This window comes from Polaribacter sp. 2305UL8-11, from assembly GCF_058147165.1.
Map to the genome: position 1 here is coordinate 178,370 of NZ_JBYVJW010000004.1, position 16,335 is coordinate 194,704.

Below are 16,335 nucleotides of genomic sequence, written 5' to 3' on the forward strand. Positions count from 1 at the left end.
ATTTTTATTTTACAAATTTTATTGTAAAAGGGTATTTATAATTTTCTCCTTCTTTTGCTTTTAAAGAAGCAATAATAACCAATGCAATACCTATAAGATAAACGATTCCTGCAATAGAACCAAAACCGATAAAACCAAAAATGTTATGAAAATCTAAATCAATATTAATATGATGATTAAAATTGTCCCAATTTCTAAAAATAGAGCCAAAAGCAAAAGGTATAAATGCAATTGTTAAAAGAAATACATATAAAGTATAACTTAAATTAAAATTAACAGCTTCTTTACCTTGCTCGTCTAAAAAAGCACTTCTGTCTTTTAAAGTTTGCCATGCAATTAATGGTGCTACTATATGGCCAAATGGAAATACAAAACCTGCAAAAGCAGATATATGTAATAAAAATGCATTGGTTTCTTCGTTATTTTTTTTCATGGTTTTAATTGTATATAATACTTTCTTATGCAAATATATGTCTTAAAAAAGGTATTATGCAATACATAGTACTATAATTAACATTTTATTAACATTTTATTTTTTTTTATTTGTATGCAAAAAAATGGTAAATTGCCAGTAAATTCAATACTTATGAAGATTACTGCATCTAAAATTAATACGTTTATGTTTTTTAAACTACCTTTAGGTTGGTGGTCTGGAATGAGAGTAAAGCAGCTTACAGAAACGAGTGCTTTAGTAAAAATTAGGCATAAATGGATGAATCAAAATCCATTTAAAAGTATGTTTTGGGCGGCTCAAGGTATGGCTGCAGAAATGAGTACAGGTGTTTTGGTTATGAAAGCAATTGAAGCATCTCAAAAAAAAGTATCTATGTTAGTTACGCATCAAAATGCAAACTTTTTTAAAAAAGCAACAGGAACGATTTTATTTACTTGTAATGGAGGAAATGAAATTGCAGCAGCAATTCAAAAATCTATAGAAACAAAAGAAGGGCAAGTAATTACGCTCACTTCTGAAGGAAAAAACGAAGAAGGAATTGTAGTTTCTAGGTTTCAGTTTGAATGGAGTTTAAAAGTAAAATAATACTTACTTTTTATAAATATAAGGTTTTGGTCTTTTCTCATTATAGTCACAATCTTGAAAAATACCACAAGATACAGTTGTTCTTGCTAAAGATTTAGTAACTTGAAATGGTTTGGAAAACGCTTCTATCTCTGGAGTTAAATATTTCACAATCAATATTTTTATATAAATTTTAAATTCAAAAATAAAAACTTTTAAAAGTAGTATAAGTTAAAATATTAATAATTTATACATTTAGTTTGTAACAAAATTAATTTTAATCCTTCTAATTAGTATAAAAAATAAATTATGTATCAAGATAGAATCCCGCAAAAAACAAACAGAACAACAAACGCTCACGAAATTGATTATAAAATTTTTGGAGAAGAAATGCAATTTGTAGAAATTGAGTTAGATCCACAAGAAGGTGTTGTTGCAGAAGCTGGTACTTTTATGATGATGGATGACCAAATTAAAATGAATACAATTTTAGGTGATGGTTCTAACCAAGAAAAAGGAATTTTAGGAAAAATCTTTTCTGCTGGAAAAAGAATTTTAACAGGAGAAAGTTTGTTTATGACCGTTTTTACTAATGATGGAATAGGAAAAAAGCAAATTTCTTTTGCATCTCCTTATCCTGGAAAAATTATTCCTATAGATTTGGCTGAGTTTGGTGGCAAATTTATCTGCCAAAAAGATGCATTTTTATGTGCTGCAAAAGGGGTTTCTATCGGAATTGAATTTTCTAAAAAATTAGGAAGAGGTTTGTTTGGTGGCGAAGGTTTTATCATGCAAAAAATGGAAGGTGATGGTTTAGGTTTTATTCATGCTGGAGGAACAATGGCAAAAAAAGTTTTAAAGTCAGGAGAAGTTTTAAAAGTAGATACAGGTTGTATTGTCGGTTTTACTCAAACTGTAGATTATGATATTGAGTTTGTAGGAGGAATTAAAAATACCGTTTTTGGAGGTGAAGGTTTATTTTTTGCTACTTTAAAAGGCCCAGGAACTGTTTATGTACAATCACTACCATTTAGCAGATTAGCAGGAAGAGTTTTAGCTATGGCTCCAAGAACTGGTAAGGGTAGTAGAGGAGAAGGTAGTGTTTTGGGTGGAATAGGAGATTTGTTAGATGGCGATAATCGTTTTTAATAAATCGTAAACCTAACTAATACCAACGTTTCTTTTTCTTTTTAGACGCTTCAGATTTTCTTCCTTTTTTGTGTTTACTAATAGTGTTTGGTTGCTTCTTTTTATGCTTTGGTTTTACTACAGGATAAGGATGCTCTTCAATAACCTTAATTGGTTTTTCAATTAAAGCTTCTATTGTTTTTATGTAGTTGTTTTCGTCTGGAGAACAGAAAGAAAATGCGATTCCAGATTTTCCTGCTCTACCAGTTCTACCAATTCTATGTACATAAGTTTCTGGTATGTTTGGAATATCAAAATTTATAATAGCATCTACATTGGTAATATCTATACCTCTTGCAGCAACATCTGTTGCTATTAAAATATGTGCTTTTTTCTCTTTAAAATCTTCAATGGCTTTATTTCTAATTTGCTGACTTTTATCTCCATGAATACTGGTTACTTTATAGCCATTTTTAAGTAAAGTTTGTTCTAATTTATCTACTCCAAATTTTGTACGTCTAAAAATGATAATTTTACCATTAATGGTATTTCTTAGTAAATGCAAACACAAATCTGTTTTGTTTTTTTTAGGAAGATAATACAATAATTGACCAATATTTTTTGCGGTAGTTTCTTCTGGATTTATTTCAACTTTAACAGGATTGCTAATAATTTTTTTTGCTAAATCATTTATAGTATTGGGTATTGTAGCAGAAAAAAGTAAGGTTTGTTTCTTTTTAGGACAGAAGCTTTCTATCTTTTTAACATCATTTATAAAACCCATATCCAACATTAAATCGGCTTCATCTAATACAAAAATTTCTAAATTGTCTAGGTTAATATGTCCTTGTAAATACAAATCGATTAATCTTCCAGGAGTTGCTATTAAAACATCTACACCTTTAGATAAAAGCTCTTTTTGAGGCTCTAAAGATACACCACCAAAAACGGCAGTTGCTCTTAAATTTGTGTATTTGCTAAAGCTTTTAAAGTTTTCTAAAATCTGAATCGCTAATTCACGAGTTGGAGTTATGACTAAAGATTTTATCTTTTTAGTTCCTTTTTCTGCATCTTGGTTAGGCAACAAAAGGTGTAAAATAGGCAATGCAAATGCAGCTGTTTTTCCTGTTCCTGTTTGTGCAGACACTAACACATTTTTTTTATCTAAAATTAACGGAATAACTTTTTCTTGTACCAAAGTTGGTCTATGAAAACGTTCTTCAGCAACTGCTTTTAAAATAGAGGTATGTAAAGAAATTTTAGAAAACTGCATTTATGTTTTTTTACAAAGGTAGTTTAAATGGTGGTATAATTTTGATGTTATGTTTTTGAAAAAGGATTATTTTTGGGAAATTAGCTAATGTGTTTGTATGTGGTTTGTTTAGTATTTTAAACAACTAGTTTATTAAATAATTACTGATAAAAAAAATCCTTGAGTATTTTTGTAAGCTAAATATAAAGCAAGCAATTAATTTTGTAAGGAGTTATATACAGGCTTTTTTAGGATTAATTATTTCGCCATTTGTGTTATTTCGTAAACCCAACCATTTTCGAGAATTTCAATGAATTTCCTTTTTTCATTCCCAAATTTATATGATTGATTTTTAATTTCTTTTTTTGCTATGATAATTCTATGTAATTCAATTGTCCCATGTTTTGAGTATTTTTCTGAAAGTGTTTTTCTATCAAATTTGTCAATTTCGATTACTATTGAATCTTTATTAATAAATCTTAAACCTCTAAAATCTCGATTTTCGACCAATTTATTCAAGCAATTTTTTCTCCATTCAGTTGATAAAATATTTTCAAGTTCATTTAGGTTTATTAACCTATAATTATGATTAACCCAAATTGGGTCAAACTTTCCGCGAATTTTAGAGTTTTTAATTTCAGTTATTTTATTTCTTAAATTTTCACTAGAATTAATTTCCTTAATTAGTTGCTTGTAACATTCAATATTTTCCCTTATAGACTTTACTTGAAATTCATTTGGACTCAAGTTACTACAGTTAATAAGTATTAATGCTATTATTAAAAAAAGGCTTTTTTTCATTCGGTTTGGTTACTTAAATACAGCTTGAACACTAATATAACTTCATTTTATGACTTAATACTAGTAATTAGCCAATTTATATTTTTCAACCTTAAAACAAACGAAATTATTTATTAAAAGCATAAAATAATCAACTAAAAAATGTATAATTTTGCGAAATAATTAAAAAATAATGCATCAAACTACAAATACTATTTTAATGGTTCGTCCTATAAATTTTAGGATGAATGAGCAAACTGCCGTTAATAACTATTATCAGGAAGATATCAATTTAAAAAACGCGCAAATAAATGCAAACGCTCAGCAAGAATTTGATACTTATGTAGCTAAATTAGAGAGTTTTGGTATTAACGTAATTGTTATTTCTGATACTGAAGAATTTGATACCCCAGATTCTATTTTTCCTAATAACTGGATTTCTTTTCATGCTGATGGTACAGTTGCTTTATACCCAATGTTTGCAGAGAATAGACGTTTAGAAAGACGAGAAGATGTCTTAGAACAGTTAGAAAACAAAGGTTTTTTAATAGAAAATATTGTAGATTATACTGCAGCAGAAGAAGATCATATCTTTTTAGAAGGCACAGGAAGCATGATTTTAGATCGTGAGAATAGAAAAGCATATTGTGCTTTGTCTCCAAGAGCAGATGAAGAATTATTCATAGAATTTTGTGAGGATTTTGAGTATACTCCTGTAATTTTTACCGCAAATCAAACCGTAAATGGTAAAAGAGAAGCCATTTATCATACCAATGTTATGATGTGTATTGCAGAGACTTTTGTAATTGTTTGCTTATCTTCTATAGATGATAAAAAGGAACGAAAAAATCTTTTAAAACATTTAAAAGAAGATGGTAAAAAAGTAATTGATATTACAGAAGAGCAAGTAAACAATTTCGCAGGAAATATGCTACAAGTTCGTGGTAAAGATAATGAGCGTTATTTAATTATGAGTCAAGCTGCATTTGATAGCTTAACACAATCTCAAAAAGCACAAATTAATAACCATTGTAAAATAATTTCGAGTTCTTTAGAAACTATTGAAACTTGTGGAGGAGGAAGTGCACGTTGTATGATGGCAGAGGTTTTTTTACCTAAAAAATAATTAAATTACAATCAATTTTTTGTTTGATAAATTTAAAATATGAATTTACTGCTTTTAGCAATTGCTCCAGTAACTATAATTATAATCTACATATACTTTAAAGATAAGTTCGAAAAAGAACCTATTGGTTTATTATTTAAAGCTTTTTTGTTAGGTGCTACAGCAAGTATTCTAATAACAACAATTTTAGGTACAATTGCAGGTAAACTAATTCCCTTGACTGATGCTAAAAATATTATACAACAATTTTTACAAGCATTTATAGTTGTTGCTTTGGTAGAAGAATTTTCTAAATATGTAATAGTTAGATATTATGCTCAAAGAAATAAAGAGTTTAATGAGCTCTTTGACGGTATTGTTTATGCAGTATTCATTTCTATGGGATTTGCAGCTTTAGAAAATGTGTTATATGTTTTTCAATATGGATTTGCAACAGGAGTTACAAGAGCTTTTACTGCAGTTCCTGCTCATGCTACATTTGGTGTTCTAATGGGTTATTTTATGGGAAAAGCAAAGTTTTCTAAAAACAGAGTACAATTAAATTTATTAGGTCTTTTATTAGCTACACTTTTTCATGGAGCCTATGATTTTTTTCTGTTTATAAACTTCATACCTGGTATTTCTATTGGAGCTTTTATATCTTTAATTGTAGGTATTGTACTTTCTAAAAAAGCAATTAAAAAACATCAAAATAACTCTGTTTTTAAAGTTTGATGAATTTTTTTATGATATTTTTTGAGGTAGACGTTTCTACTTTTAAGAAATACAACCCTTTTTTTAGATTAGAAATATCAATTTCTTTTTGTTGATTGGGTTCAACTTCAAACACCTTTTTTCCTAAAATAGAGTAAATTTCAATTTTAAGAATAGATAATTTTGACTTAAAATTAATTTTATCAATTACTGGGTTTGGGCTGATAATAAACTCATCAATTACAATATTATCTGTTGATAAAAGTGGAGAAGTTTCATCATAAAATTCATACAGTTTTTGCTTAAAAGTAAATTGATTTCCACCTTGGTTGGTTGTGAAAAATTCTCTAGAAATATAGTATTTTCCTGTGATACCAATATTTGTAATCCCTTCAATTTGGCTTCCTTGTCCTATTTTATCTTCTAAAGAAATTTTTTTAAATCCAGAAAAGAAAACATCATCACCAGGTTTTCTATTAAAACCAATATAAATTAAAAAAGGTGATAAAGAGGTATTATAACCCGTTAAAAAGAACCTATCATCATTGCAAACAGCCCCAGTTATGAGCCCTTCTGTATTTGCAGAGCTTACTTTTAAAGCTGTATGATTTCCAACATTTAATGGTACTTTGTAGACATTGGTTTTTAAATCTACCCAATTCTTAGTAAAGATAAATATCGAGTTTTGATAAACCACAATAGCTTCTGCATCAAAATTATTATTATTTGGCTTGTTGGTAAAATCAGTTTGTTCTTCATAGGAAAAAGAGATAATGTCTGCAGAAATAGCATTATTATTTAGAAAATCTGTTTTTAATATTTTATAAATCTTAAGATTTTTTCGATTGCCATTATTGTTACCAATATCACCAATGTAAATATAATTTTTATCTTCAGTAATATCTTCCCAATCTATGTTTGTGGCATTTTTAATTTGTATGGTTCTTAATAAATTACCAGATAAACTATCTATTTCATACAAATTAGCAGCATCTCCACTGTCATTATGAGTAATTATTTTTCCGTTTAAAAATAGTAAGCCAGAAGTTTCTTTTACTTCTGTTGGCAGGTCAAATTTTTCTATAAAATGACCTACTTGACTTTGAGCAAAGAAATAGCTAGAGAATAATAATAAAATTAGGAATTTATTTCTCATAATTTTATTTCAAGACTTCATTAATGATATATTCTGTTTTGCTATGACTACTTTTAGTTATTGATATTTTTTTTAAACGATTAAAGTCAACAGTAAAATTAATACTTTAAAATTTAATTGACGTTAAAAAAAAACCAGTAAACTTAATTTACTGGTTAAAAAATTTATTTAAATAGACAAAAACTAATTTATAGTTTGATTGCATGGGTTAATTAAAAATGTTACACTATGATTTGAGGAATTCGTAAAACGTACCATTTCTTTTTTTATAGGATCCCATTTAAAATCATCGAAAGTAACTGAATAACTTACTGTAACTTCTATAACTGCCATTGAATTTATATACCTAGAACCTTTGTAGGTTATAGTTACAGGCTCAGTTGAGTAAGTGTTAATAATTTGTATTGTTGGTATTCCATTAATAATACTATAAGATGCATAAATTTTAACAGTTTTATCTCCAGTACTATAATTATCTATAACATTGTAAAAAGCAAAACTACCAGATGCACAATTACCTGATATTGAATTTTGAATAGAATTAGATCCTGAGCCATTATCATCAAATGGGGGTTCTTCCTCTTCGTAAGAAGAAGTTTTAAATAAGTTGTCATAGATGATGTCTGGTTCTAATTGATCATCTAAATTTAATTGAATATTAGATTCTGCTTGGGATTCTAACATTTCATTCTCATTACTACAAGAAAAAATTGTCATTGATAATAATAAAATAATTAAAATTTTAAAATTTTTCATAATATATTTATTTATATTTCAACAAATATAATCACAATAAAATATGCTAAAATAAATTTATAAAATATTTAAGATTTTTTAACAAACTTTAATATTTTATTTCAAGACTTCATCAATCACAATTCCGTTAGTTGCATTTGGTGCCTCAATTTTTAGTAAATTAGCAATAGTTGGTGCAATATCTGTAATATTATATCTTTTAGTTGATGTGCCTTTTTTAATTCCATTACCATAAAAAATTACAGGAACATGTGTATCATAAGAATAACCAGAACCATGACTAGTACCAGTTCTACCTCTTATTAAAGTTGCAGGATTTGGTATCATTAAAATATCACCAGATAATTTTTGATTGTATCCATTTTGTAGCGAATTTAAAATTCCAGATGTAAAGTTTGTGGTTTGTAAAGTTCTTGCTGTTACTGCTTTATAAATACCTTTAAAATTGATAACTTCATCTGCTAACTTCTGAGCAACAACATTTACATCTAATTTTAAAGCTTCAATTTTTTCTTTATCCAAAAATATTTGATAGTTAGATACATTCTCTATCAACTCTGTTGAGTTAAAATACTTTTTTGTAATTGTTAGGACAAAGTCTCTAAAAGCTTTGGTATTTAAATAGTATGCAGGGATTTTTAAAGATTGTAAATAAGCAGGTACATGAACTGCTGCATGATCTGCTGTTAAAAACAACGTATAATTATTTTTACCAACTTGTCTGTCTAGAAATTGAAATAAATCTGCCAAATCTTTATCTAATCTTAAATAAGTATCTTCTGTTTCTATAGCAGAAACTCCATATTTGTGCCCTACATAATCAGTCGAAGAGTAACTTAAAGCTAAAAAATCTGTAACATCACTTTTACCTAAATTTTCACCAATAATAGTAGCTTTGGCAAAATCTGTAGTAAAAGTATTTCCAGCTGGAATAGATTTTAATAAATTAAAATTCCCATTTTGAGTTCGTAATGCTTTTAGGTTTTTAGGAAATGTAGGGGCATCCTGTCCAGTAAATTTACCTTCAAAAATAGTGTTATCGTTTTTATTTGAGTATGTATTAATATCGTAAAGTGTTTCCCATGTTTGATTTAAGTAGTCGTCTGCTTTATTATTAGCATTAAATTCCTTTACCCATTTAGGAAGCTCATTCATGTAGTAAGAACTGGTAATCCAAGTATTAAAATTACCACCATCATACCAATATGCAGCATTTGCAGAATGTCCTGCAGGTAAAATTGCAGATCTATCTTTTATAGAAACACCTATCGTTTTACCTCTCATATTTTGAGCCAAGTGCAATTGGTCTGTTATGGTGGTTGTGTATAATCTTTTTGGAGATTTTTTACCATTATTACTGTTGTTACCAATGGTGTTATATGTACTATCATCTACACAATAAATAGATTTTTTCAAAAATTTGTCATACCAATTGTTAGATATAATACCATGTTCACTTGGCGTTGTTCCAGAGTAAATTGAAGTATGTCCAACTGCAGTATAAGTTGGTATATAATTATAATGTGCGTTTTCTAAAGAAAATCCATTTTTTAAAATTCTATTAAATCCATCTTTACCATATCTATCTGCAAATTTTGTTAAATAATCATACCTCATTTGGTCTATAACAATACCAACTACCAGTTTAGGCTTAGAAGTTTTTTCTGTTTGTTTACAAGCAAGAAAAAGGAATATTAGCAAAAAACTAAAAAATAGTTTTATTTTCATGGATAGCATATTTAGTGTTTAAAGTATCAAAAGTAATTATTTTTTATTTTGATGAGTCTAATTTAACATCCTATTAATGATATTTTAATACATTAGCATAAAATTTAATTCTATGAATTATGTAGAGCATGTTGGTAAATATTTTAGAATGTTAGGTCGTGTTTTTAAAAGGCCACAACGTTCTAAAGTTTTTTATCAAACTCTTTTTAAAGAAATTGAAGACTTAGGCTTGAAGTCTTTAGGAATAATAATGTTTATCTCTTTTTTTATTGGAGGAGTAATTGCATTGCAAACAGCTTTAAATTTAAACAATCCATTTATACCAAAATCATTGATTGGTTTTGCTGCAAAAAGATCTATTATACTGGAGTTTGCACCAACTTTTTGTTCTATTATTTTAGCAGGTAAAGTAGGGTCTTATATTACTTCTAGTATTGGTACAATGCGTGTTACAGAACAAATAGATGCATTAGAAGTAATGGGTATAAATTCATTAAATCATTTAGTTTTACCCAAAATTTTGGCAGCTATCTTTTTTTATCCTTTTTTAATAGCAATTGGTATGTTTTTAGGGATTTTAGGAGGTTGGATAGCTGGAGTTTTGTCTGGTTTATTCTCAGGATTAGACTATATAGAAGGTATACAATCAGACTTTAATCCATTCTTGTTGTTTTACGCAATTGTTAAAACATTGGTTTTTGCTTTTTTAATAGCAACAGTGCCATCTTATCATGGTTACTATGTTAAAGGAGGTTCTATTGCTGTGGGTAGAGCAAGTACACAATCTGTTGTTTGGACAACTATTTTAATTGTAATTGCTAACTATTTCTTAACTCAAATGCTGTTAACTTAAAAAATGATAGAAGTTAAAAATTTACATAAAGGTTTTGGTGATGTAAAAGTTTTAAAAGGCATATCTGCTACTTTTCATCCAGGTAAGACCAACTTAATAATTGGTCAAAGTGGTTCTGGTAAAACCGTTTTTTTAAAGTCTTTAATTGGTCTTCATATTCCAGAAGGTGGTACTATTTCTTTTGATGGAAGAGTAAATACCGAATTTACAGAAAACCAAAAACAACAATGGAGACAAGAAATAGGTATGGTTTTTCAAGGCAGTGCCTTATTTGACTCTCAAACTGTTGAAGAAAATGTTATGTTTCCTCTTAAAATGTTTACAAACCAGTCATATAAACAAATGTTAGAACGTGTTAATTTTGTTTTAAACAGAGTAAATTTAGAAAATTCTAATAAAAAATTACCTGCAGAATTATCTGGAGGAATGCAAAAAAGAGTTGCAATTGCTAGAGCAATTGTAATGAAACCAAAGTATTTATTTTGTGATGAGCCTAATTCTGGTTTAGACCCCCAAACTGCTATTGTAATTGATAATCTTATTCAAGAAATTACAGATGAATATAAAATTACGACAGTCATAAATACGCATGATATGAATTCTGTAATGGAAATTGGAGAAAAAATAATTTTTTTAAGAAATGGTAAAAAAGAATGGGAAGGTAGTAGTGAAGATATTTTTAAAACTGATAATGAAGCAGTTGTAGATTTTGTGTATTCTTCTAATTTATTTAAAAAAGTGAGAGAAGCATATTTAAAGGAAACAAAATAATAAATAGATTTGTTTTTTACAAAATAAGATATATATTTGCAGCCGCTAAGCGAAAAAGGATGACCTGGTAGCTCAGTTGGTAGAGCATCTCCCTTTTAAGGAGAGGGTCCTGGGTTCGAGCCCCAGCCCGGTCACAAAAACTCTGTACTTTGTACAGAGTTTTTCTTTTTTATATTAATTTCTAATTTTTTTTCTCAATTTTAAAATCAGTAAATTTGTTTATTGACCATGATAAATCAATGAATAAACTGCTCACTTTTATACTAATTTTTGTTTTTTTTAACCAAACGAATATGATTATTTTCAATTTTACTCCTAAATGTGATATTTCTAATTGGAGAATTGTTGACGATGTGGTTATGGGTGGAAAATCTAATGGAGATTTTTCTTTGAATAAAGAAGGAAATGGTGTTTTTTTTGGAAAAATATCATTAGACAATAATGGAGGTTTCTCTTCTCTTAGATACCGTTTTTCTAAAATTGATATTGAAAAATTTGCAAAAGTAAAAATTCGATTAAAAGGCGATGGTAAAAAGTATCAATTTAGAATTAAAAAAAGTAAAAATGATTATCATTCTTACATTTCTAGTTTTAAAACATCAAAAAAATGGGAAACCATAGAAATAAACTTATCTGAAATGTATCCTGCTTTTAGAGGAAGAGATTTATATATGCCAAATTTATCATCTAAATTTATAGAAGAAATAGCTTTTTTAATTGGTAACAAAAAAGAAGAAAGCTTTTTACTGGAACTTGATAAAATTTATTTTGAATAATTTTTATAATATTAATTCAGTCTTCTTTTTTTGTATCTTTCCATCAACAAAAAATATTTATTTAGTTAATGGAAGAAGATATAGAAAAGAATGTAAAACCACATCCGCCTGAAGAAAATGCTGAGCAGACTATTAAAAAAGACGCTAAAGGCTTATTAGAGAATATTAAAAAGTTTACAGTAGAACTTTTTGACTTTAGAGATGATACCGACCACCAAGCAACTTTAGAGGCCATAAAAGCAGATATTCCTTTTAAAGGGGCAACTGCTTGGATTTTAATTTTTGCTGTTTTTGTAGCTTCTATTGGTTTAAATGCGAATTCTACTGCTGTAGTTATTGGAGCCATGTTAATATCTCCTTTAATGGGGCCAATTTTAGGTTTAGGAGCTTCTTTTGCTTTAAATGATATAGACACTTTAAAAAAATCGCTCATAAACTTAGGGGTGATGATTGGTTTGAGTTTGTTTGCTTCATTTATGTTTTTTTATTTTTTTCCCTTAAGTGAAGATACTTCAGAGTTATTAGGGAGAGTAAGACCAGATATTAGAGATGTTTTAATTGCATTTTTTGGTGGTTTGGCATTAATGGTGGCTAGAACCAAAAAAGGTACAATTGCTTCAGTAATTTTTGGAGTTGCTATTGCTACTGCTTTAATGCCTCCATTATGTACAGCTGGTTATGGTTTAGCAAAAGGAAATTGGATTTACTTTTTTCAAGCAATGTATTTATTTACTATAAATACAATCTTTATAGCACTTGCTACTTTTATTATTTTAAAGTTTTTACGTTTTCCAATGCATAAATATGCAAATGCAGCAAAACGTAAAAGGTATTCTACAATTGCAACTATTGTGGGTGTAGCTGTTATGATTCCTGCAATTTTTACTTTTTTGACGGTGTTTAAGGAAAACCAAATGAGCACTCAAATAAATAATTTTATTAATAATGAGATTAAGAAAAATAAATCTTTACAGTTAATTGATTGGGATAAAGACATTAATAAAAAGGAAATTTATTTGAATTTTTTTAATGAAATTACTGAGGCTACAGAAAATGATTTGAATAATGAATTATCTGATGTTGGTACATATCCTAATTTAAGTGATTTTAGTTTAAAAATTAAAGGTAGTGACACCAAAAGTTTTGAATTAATTACAACAGCATACAAAGAAAAAAGAGAGGAGTTGCAAGAAAGTAAAAATATTATTGCAGGTTTACAAAAACAAATTTCTGAGCTACAAGAAACAATTTCTTCATTAAATAACAGAATTGAGCAAGATGCTTTAAATAAAAACAAGAAAGTAGTTGCTTTTAGCAGAATTGCTAAAGATGCAAAAATTAGATATGTAGATATTGTAGAAATTAGTTTTGCAAGTGTGTTGTCTTCTAAAGATTTTATTAAGATTGATACTATTCCTCTAGCAACTATAAAATGGAATGTTAAATTACCTGACAGTATTATAAGTCCAAAAGAAAGAGAACTAAGAACTTGGCTTCAAAAAGAAATGGAATTAGATACACTGTTTTTAAAGAGAGAAAAATAAAAGAAAACCCTTTTAACTGCTAAGTTAAAAGGGTTTTCTTTTATTAAAACTGTAATCTAATTAAGCAAAATCATCGCCAAAAGTATTTTTAACTTCTGCAACTATTTGTTTGATATCTTGTTCATCTTTTTTAGGACAAATCATTAAAACATCCTCTTTTTCTACAACAATAAAATCTTGCAAACCTTGGATAACAACTTTCTTTCCAGATTGTGTTCTAATCATATTTCCATTAGCGTCTCTAAAAAGAGTTTGTGAACCTACAACTGCATTGTTGGCATCATCTTTTTCAAGCTTGTTATACAAAGAACCCCAAGTACCTAAATCATTCCAACCAAAATTTACAGGTAGAACATGTACATTTTTAGCTTGTTCCATGATACCAAAATCTATAGAAATATTTTGACATTTACCATAATTATTTTTGATGAAATCATCTTCAAAATCTGAGTTGTAAACATTGTTTCCATCATCTAAAAGGTCTATCATATCTGGTAAAAACTCTTTAAAAGCTTTTAAAATACTTTTAGCAGACCATACAAAAATACCAGCATTCCAAAGATAGTCTCCACTTTTAAGAAACTCTTTTGCAGTTTCTAAGTTTGGTTTTTCTCTAAAACTTTTTACTTTTTTTATAGATGATTTTTCTTTGTCAAATTGTATGTATCCATAGCCTGTATTTGGTGCATCTGGTTGAATGCCTAGAGTCATTAAAATATCTTCCTTGGCACAAGCGTTAAAAGAAGTTTCGATATTGTTTAAAAACTCAGTTTCATCATCAATCCAATGATCAGAAGGAGCTACTAAAATAATTGCATCTGGATTCTGTTCGTATATTTTTAAGGCAGCATATAAAATACAAGGAGCAGTATTTCGCATACTAGGCTCTAATAATAAGCTGTTTTTTGTTGCTTTTGGTAATTGTTCTAAAACTAAATTTTCATACCTAGCATTTGTAGCTATTAATATGTTTTTTGATGGAACAAGTCCATTAATTCGTTCAAAAGTTCGTTGAATTAAACTTTGCCCAACACCTAACATATCATGAAATTGTTTTGGGTTTTCTTGCGTACTCATTGGCCAAAAACGAGAACCAACTCCACCAGCCATAATAACTGCGTAATAATTTTTATTATTTGTTTTCATATAACTTTACTTCTACATTTTGGTTGAATAAATAAACTTTTTTAGAGTTCATATTTAAACATTCATATCTTGTTCTTCTTTTGTTTCCTTTTTTATAGGTGATCCCTTTAAATTCAAAAAAACTACCAAAAGGAATTGCAAATATAAATTTCTTTCCTGTTTCTGCTACATTGCCTCTTAAAGCTAAAGATAATTTAACATCACTATCTGTACTTGCTTTGGCGTTTTTTAAATAATTAGCTAAATAGGGTAATATTTCTTTTGGATAAATATCTGGATGTAAAAACGGAAGCATTAAATGTTGAAAAACAGCTTTCCATTCTTTTCCATGAGGTTGCACTCTACCAAATTTTTGATGCGTTACATGATGTGCAATTTCATGCACCAATGTTAAAAGAAACTGATATTTATTCAAATTATTATTAACAGTAATTTGATACTTACCATTTGGTAATTTTCTAAAATCTCCATGTTTTGTTTGTCTTTGATTGACTATTTTTAAATCAAAAGAATGTTTATTAATTAAAAATTGAACAAATGGAATTGCTTTTTCGGGTATATATTTAAAAAAAGTATCGTTCATTTTTTTTCTTTTCAAAATACCAAAAAACATTGGTGATTAAAGCAAAAATTGTTCCTGTAACTCCAATAATAAGTACTTGATAGATGAAAGCAAAATTAATATGATTAGAGCCTTCCAACAAGATATAAAAAATTGGAGAGTATATAAATATATAAGTTAATACAGTGATTATTGTGATTAAAAAATCATTAACTTTATTTTCTTTTTTAAAATTTTTCTTATAAAGTATAAATTGAAAAACAGAAGTAATAATAAAAGTTAATGCAAGAATCATAAAATAGTTTATGGTGTTGTAGATGAAACCTGCAAAACTTTTCCATTGTAAAAATGGTTACCAGTCATTGCAAAATTATAAATATAATCACTCATTTCTTTTGCAGTAATAGGAGCTTGATATCCAGGAAAAGCTTCTTCTAGCATTTCTGTTTGAACTGCTCCCAAAGCCAACACATTAAAAGCAATTTGTTGTTCTTTATATTCTTCAGCAAGTAATTCTGATAATGTAATTACAGCTCCTTTTGCAGATGAATATGCAGCTAAACCAGGAAACTTCACACTGCCTTGAATGCCACCCATAGAACTGATGGTTACAACGTGACTTTGTTTTTTTAAGTATGGAATTAAAATTTTAGTCAATTCTGCTACAGCAAAAACATTCACTTTGTATACATCTTCAAAATCATTTGTTGTTAATTCTGTAAAAGGTTTGTTTACAAGTTTACCAGCATTGTTAATTATAATATCTACTTGGTTCCATTCCGATTTTACAAAATCAGAAACTTTTTTAAAATCTCCTTGTATAGATAAATCTACAGAAATTGTAGTAATATTTTTGTGGTTGATAGTTTCTAAAGGTTTACAATTTCTAGAAATAGCAAGTACATTATGTCCATTATTAGCAAATTTCTGCGCTAATTCAAAACCAATTCCTCTACTTGTACCAGTAATAACAACGTTTTTCATTTTTTTATTTTAAAAGAAGCAATCTACTCAATTTTTCATACATTTAAAGACAAAACTTATTC

Annotated in this window: 18 protein-coding genes and 1 tRNA gene; 9 read left to right on the top strand and 10 right to left on the bottom strand. The window is 28.0% G+C overall.

The window, feature by feature from the left end; translation table 11 throughout:
- Positions 1-4 precede the first annotated feature (4 nt).
- Positions 5-433 (bottom strand): DUF4870 domain-containing protein, encoded by a 429-nt coding sequence (locus tag ACY2RW_RS05295; protein ID WP_490121660.1) that lies wholly within the window; start codon positions 431-433, stop codon positions 5-7.
- A 153-nt stretch (positions 434-586) separates the two neighbouring features.
- On the opposite strand from ACY2RW_RS05295, the gene ACY2RW_RS05300 reads away from it, so the two are divergent.
- Complete coding sequence (locus ACY2RW_RS05300) at positions 587-1,039, top strand: DUF4442 domain-containing protein (protein ID WP_490121661.1); 453 nt, start codon at positions 587-589, stop codon at positions 1,037-1,039.
- 3 nt (positions 1,040-1,042) lie between these two features.
- On the opposite strand, the gene ACY2RW_RS05305 is transcribed toward ACY2RW_RS05300, so the two are convergent.
- A complete protein-coding gene (locus ACY2RW_RS05305; RefSeq protein ID WP_490121662.1) occupies positions 1,043-1,189 on the bottom strand; it encodes a hypothetical protein in 147 nt (48 codons plus the stop codon).
- Positions 1,190-1,327: 138 nt separating this feature from the next.
- On the opposite strand from ACY2RW_RS05305, the gene ACY2RW_RS05310 reads away from it, so the two are divergent.
- On the top strand, positions 1,328-2,167 hold the full coding sequence (locus ACY2RW_RS05310) for a TIGR00266 family protein (protein ID WP_490121663.1): 840 nt from the start codon (positions 1,328-1,330) through the stop codon (positions 2,165-2,167).
- Between the two features lie 16 nt (positions 2,168-2,183).
- Here the strand turns inward: ACY2RW_RS05310 and ACY2RW_RS05315 are convergent, their stop codons facing one another.
- Positions 2,184-3,419, bottom strand: a complete 1,236-nt coding sequence (locus ACY2RW_RS05315) for a DEAD/DEAH box helicase (RefSeq protein WP_490121664.1) — start codon at positions 3,417-3,419, stop codon at positions 2,184-2,186.
- 237 nt (positions 3,420-3,656) lie between these two features.
- A complete protein-coding gene (locus ACY2RW_RS05320; protein ID WP_490121665.1) occupies positions 3,657-4,199 on the bottom strand; it encodes a hypothetical protein in 543 nt (180 codons plus the stop codon).
- Between the two features lie 172 nt (positions 4,200-4,371).
- On the opposite strand from ACY2RW_RS05320, the gene ctlX reads away from it, so the two are divergent.
- Both ctlX and ACY2RW_RS05330 read left to right on the top strand, forming a co-directional pair.
- Positions 4,372-5,304 carry a citrulline utilization hydrolase CtlX gene (ctlX, locus tag ACY2RW_RS05325; RefSeq protein ID WP_490121666.1) on the top strand — a complete coding sequence of 311 codons (933 nt, stop codon included), beginning with the start codon at positions 4,372-4,374 and terminating at the stop codon, positions 5,302-5,304.
- Positions 5,305-5,343: 39 nt separating this feature from the next.
- The gene (locus tag ACY2RW_RS05330) at positions 5,344-6,018 is read left to right on the top strand and encodes a PrsW family intramembrane metalloprotease (RefSeq protein ID WP_490121667.1); all 675 of its coding nucleotides are present in this window, start codon (positions 5,344-5,346) and stop codon (positions 6,016-6,018) included.
- Here ACY2RW_RS05330 and ACY2RW_RS05335 read toward each other — a convergent pair.
- The 3 genes from ACY2RW_RS05335 to pafA all read right to left on the bottom strand — a co-directional run bounded on the left by ACY2RW_RS05335 (position 6,008) and on the right by pafA (position 9,637).
- A complete protein-coding gene (locus ACY2RW_RS05335) occupies positions 6,008-7,153 on the bottom strand; it encodes a T9SS type A sorting domain-containing protein (RefSeq protein ID WP_490121668.1) in 1,146 nt (381 codons plus the stop codon). The two genes, ACY2RW_RS05330 and ACY2RW_RS05335, sit on opposite strands and share 11 nt — an antisense overlap.
- A 183-nt stretch (positions 7,154-7,336) precedes the next feature.
- Complete coding sequence (locus ACY2RW_RS05340; RefSeq protein WP_490121669.1) at positions 7,337-7,909, bottom strand: hypothetical protein; 573 nt, start codon at positions 7,907-7,909, stop codon at positions 7,337-7,339.
- A gap of 96 nt (positions 7,910-8,005) precedes the next feature.
- A complete protein-coding gene (pafA, locus tag ACY2RW_RS05345) occupies positions 8,006-9,637 on the bottom strand; it encodes an alkaline phosphatase PafA (RefSeq protein WP_490121670.1) in 1,632 nt (543 codons plus the stop codon).
- Between the two features lie 112 nt (positions 9,638-9,749).
- Between pafA and ACY2RW_RS05350 the strand changes: the two genes are divergently transcribed.
- The 5 genes from ACY2RW_RS05350 (at position 9,750) to ACY2RW_RS05370 (ending at position 13,581) form a co-directional block, all read left to right on the top strand.
- A complete protein-coding gene (locus tag ACY2RW_RS05350) occupies positions 9,750-10,490 on the top strand; it encodes an MlaE family ABC transporter permease (RefSeq protein ID WP_490121671.1) in 741 nt (246 codons plus the stop codon).
- A 3-nt stretch (positions 10,491-10,493) separates the two neighbouring features.
- Entirely contained in the window at positions 10,494-11,261 is a 768-nt protein-coding gene (locus ACY2RW_RS05355; protein WP_490121672.1) for an ABC transporter ATP-binding protein, read from the top strand.
- A gap of 61 nt (positions 11,262-11,322) precedes the next feature.
- Positions 11,323-11,395: transfer RNA gene (locus tag ACY2RW_RS05360), tRNA-Lys, on the top strand.
- Between the two features lie 159 nt (positions 11,396-11,554).
- Positions 11,555-12,037, top strand: coding sequence for a CIA30 family protein (locus ACY2RW_RS05365; protein ID WP_490121673.1), 483 nt, complete (start codon positions 11,555-11,557; stop codon positions 12,035-12,037).
- A 68-nt stretch (positions 12,038-12,105) separates the two neighbouring features.
- Positions 12,106-13,581 (top strand): DUF389 domain-containing protein, encoded by a 1,476-nt coding sequence (locus ACY2RW_RS05370; protein WP_490121674.1) that lies wholly within the window; start codon positions 12,106-12,108, stop codon positions 13,579-13,581.
- A 60-nt stretch (positions 13,582-13,641) separates the two neighbouring features.
- Here ACY2RW_RS05370 and ACY2RW_RS05375 read toward each other — a convergent pair whose 3' ends face one another.
- The 3 genes from ACY2RW_RS05375 to ACY2RW_RS05385 all read right to left on the bottom strand — a co-directional run bounded on the left by ACY2RW_RS05375 (position 13,642) and on the right by ACY2RW_RS05385 (position 16,273).
- A complete protein-coding gene (locus tag ACY2RW_RS05375; RefSeq protein ID WP_490121675.1) occupies positions 13,642-14,727 on the bottom strand; it encodes a mannose-1-phosphate guanylyltransferase in 1,086 nt (361 codons plus the stop codon).
- Positions 14,714-15,310, bottom strand: coding sequence for a SprT-like domain-containing protein (locus ACY2RW_RS05380; RefSeq protein WP_490121728.1), 597 nt, complete (start codon positions 15,308-15,310; stop codon positions 14,714-14,716). Before ACY2RW_RS05380 ends, ACY2RW_RS05375 begins: the two co-directional genes overlap by 14 nt.
- Before the next feature lie 282 nt (positions 15,311-15,592).
- On the bottom strand, positions 15,593-16,273 hold the full coding sequence (locus ACY2RW_RS05385) for an SDR family NAD(P)-dependent oxidoreductase (protein WP_490121676.1): 681 nt from the start codon (positions 16,271-16,273) through the stop codon (positions 15,593-15,595).
- Between the last annotated feature and the right edge of the window lie 62 nt (positions 16,274-16,335).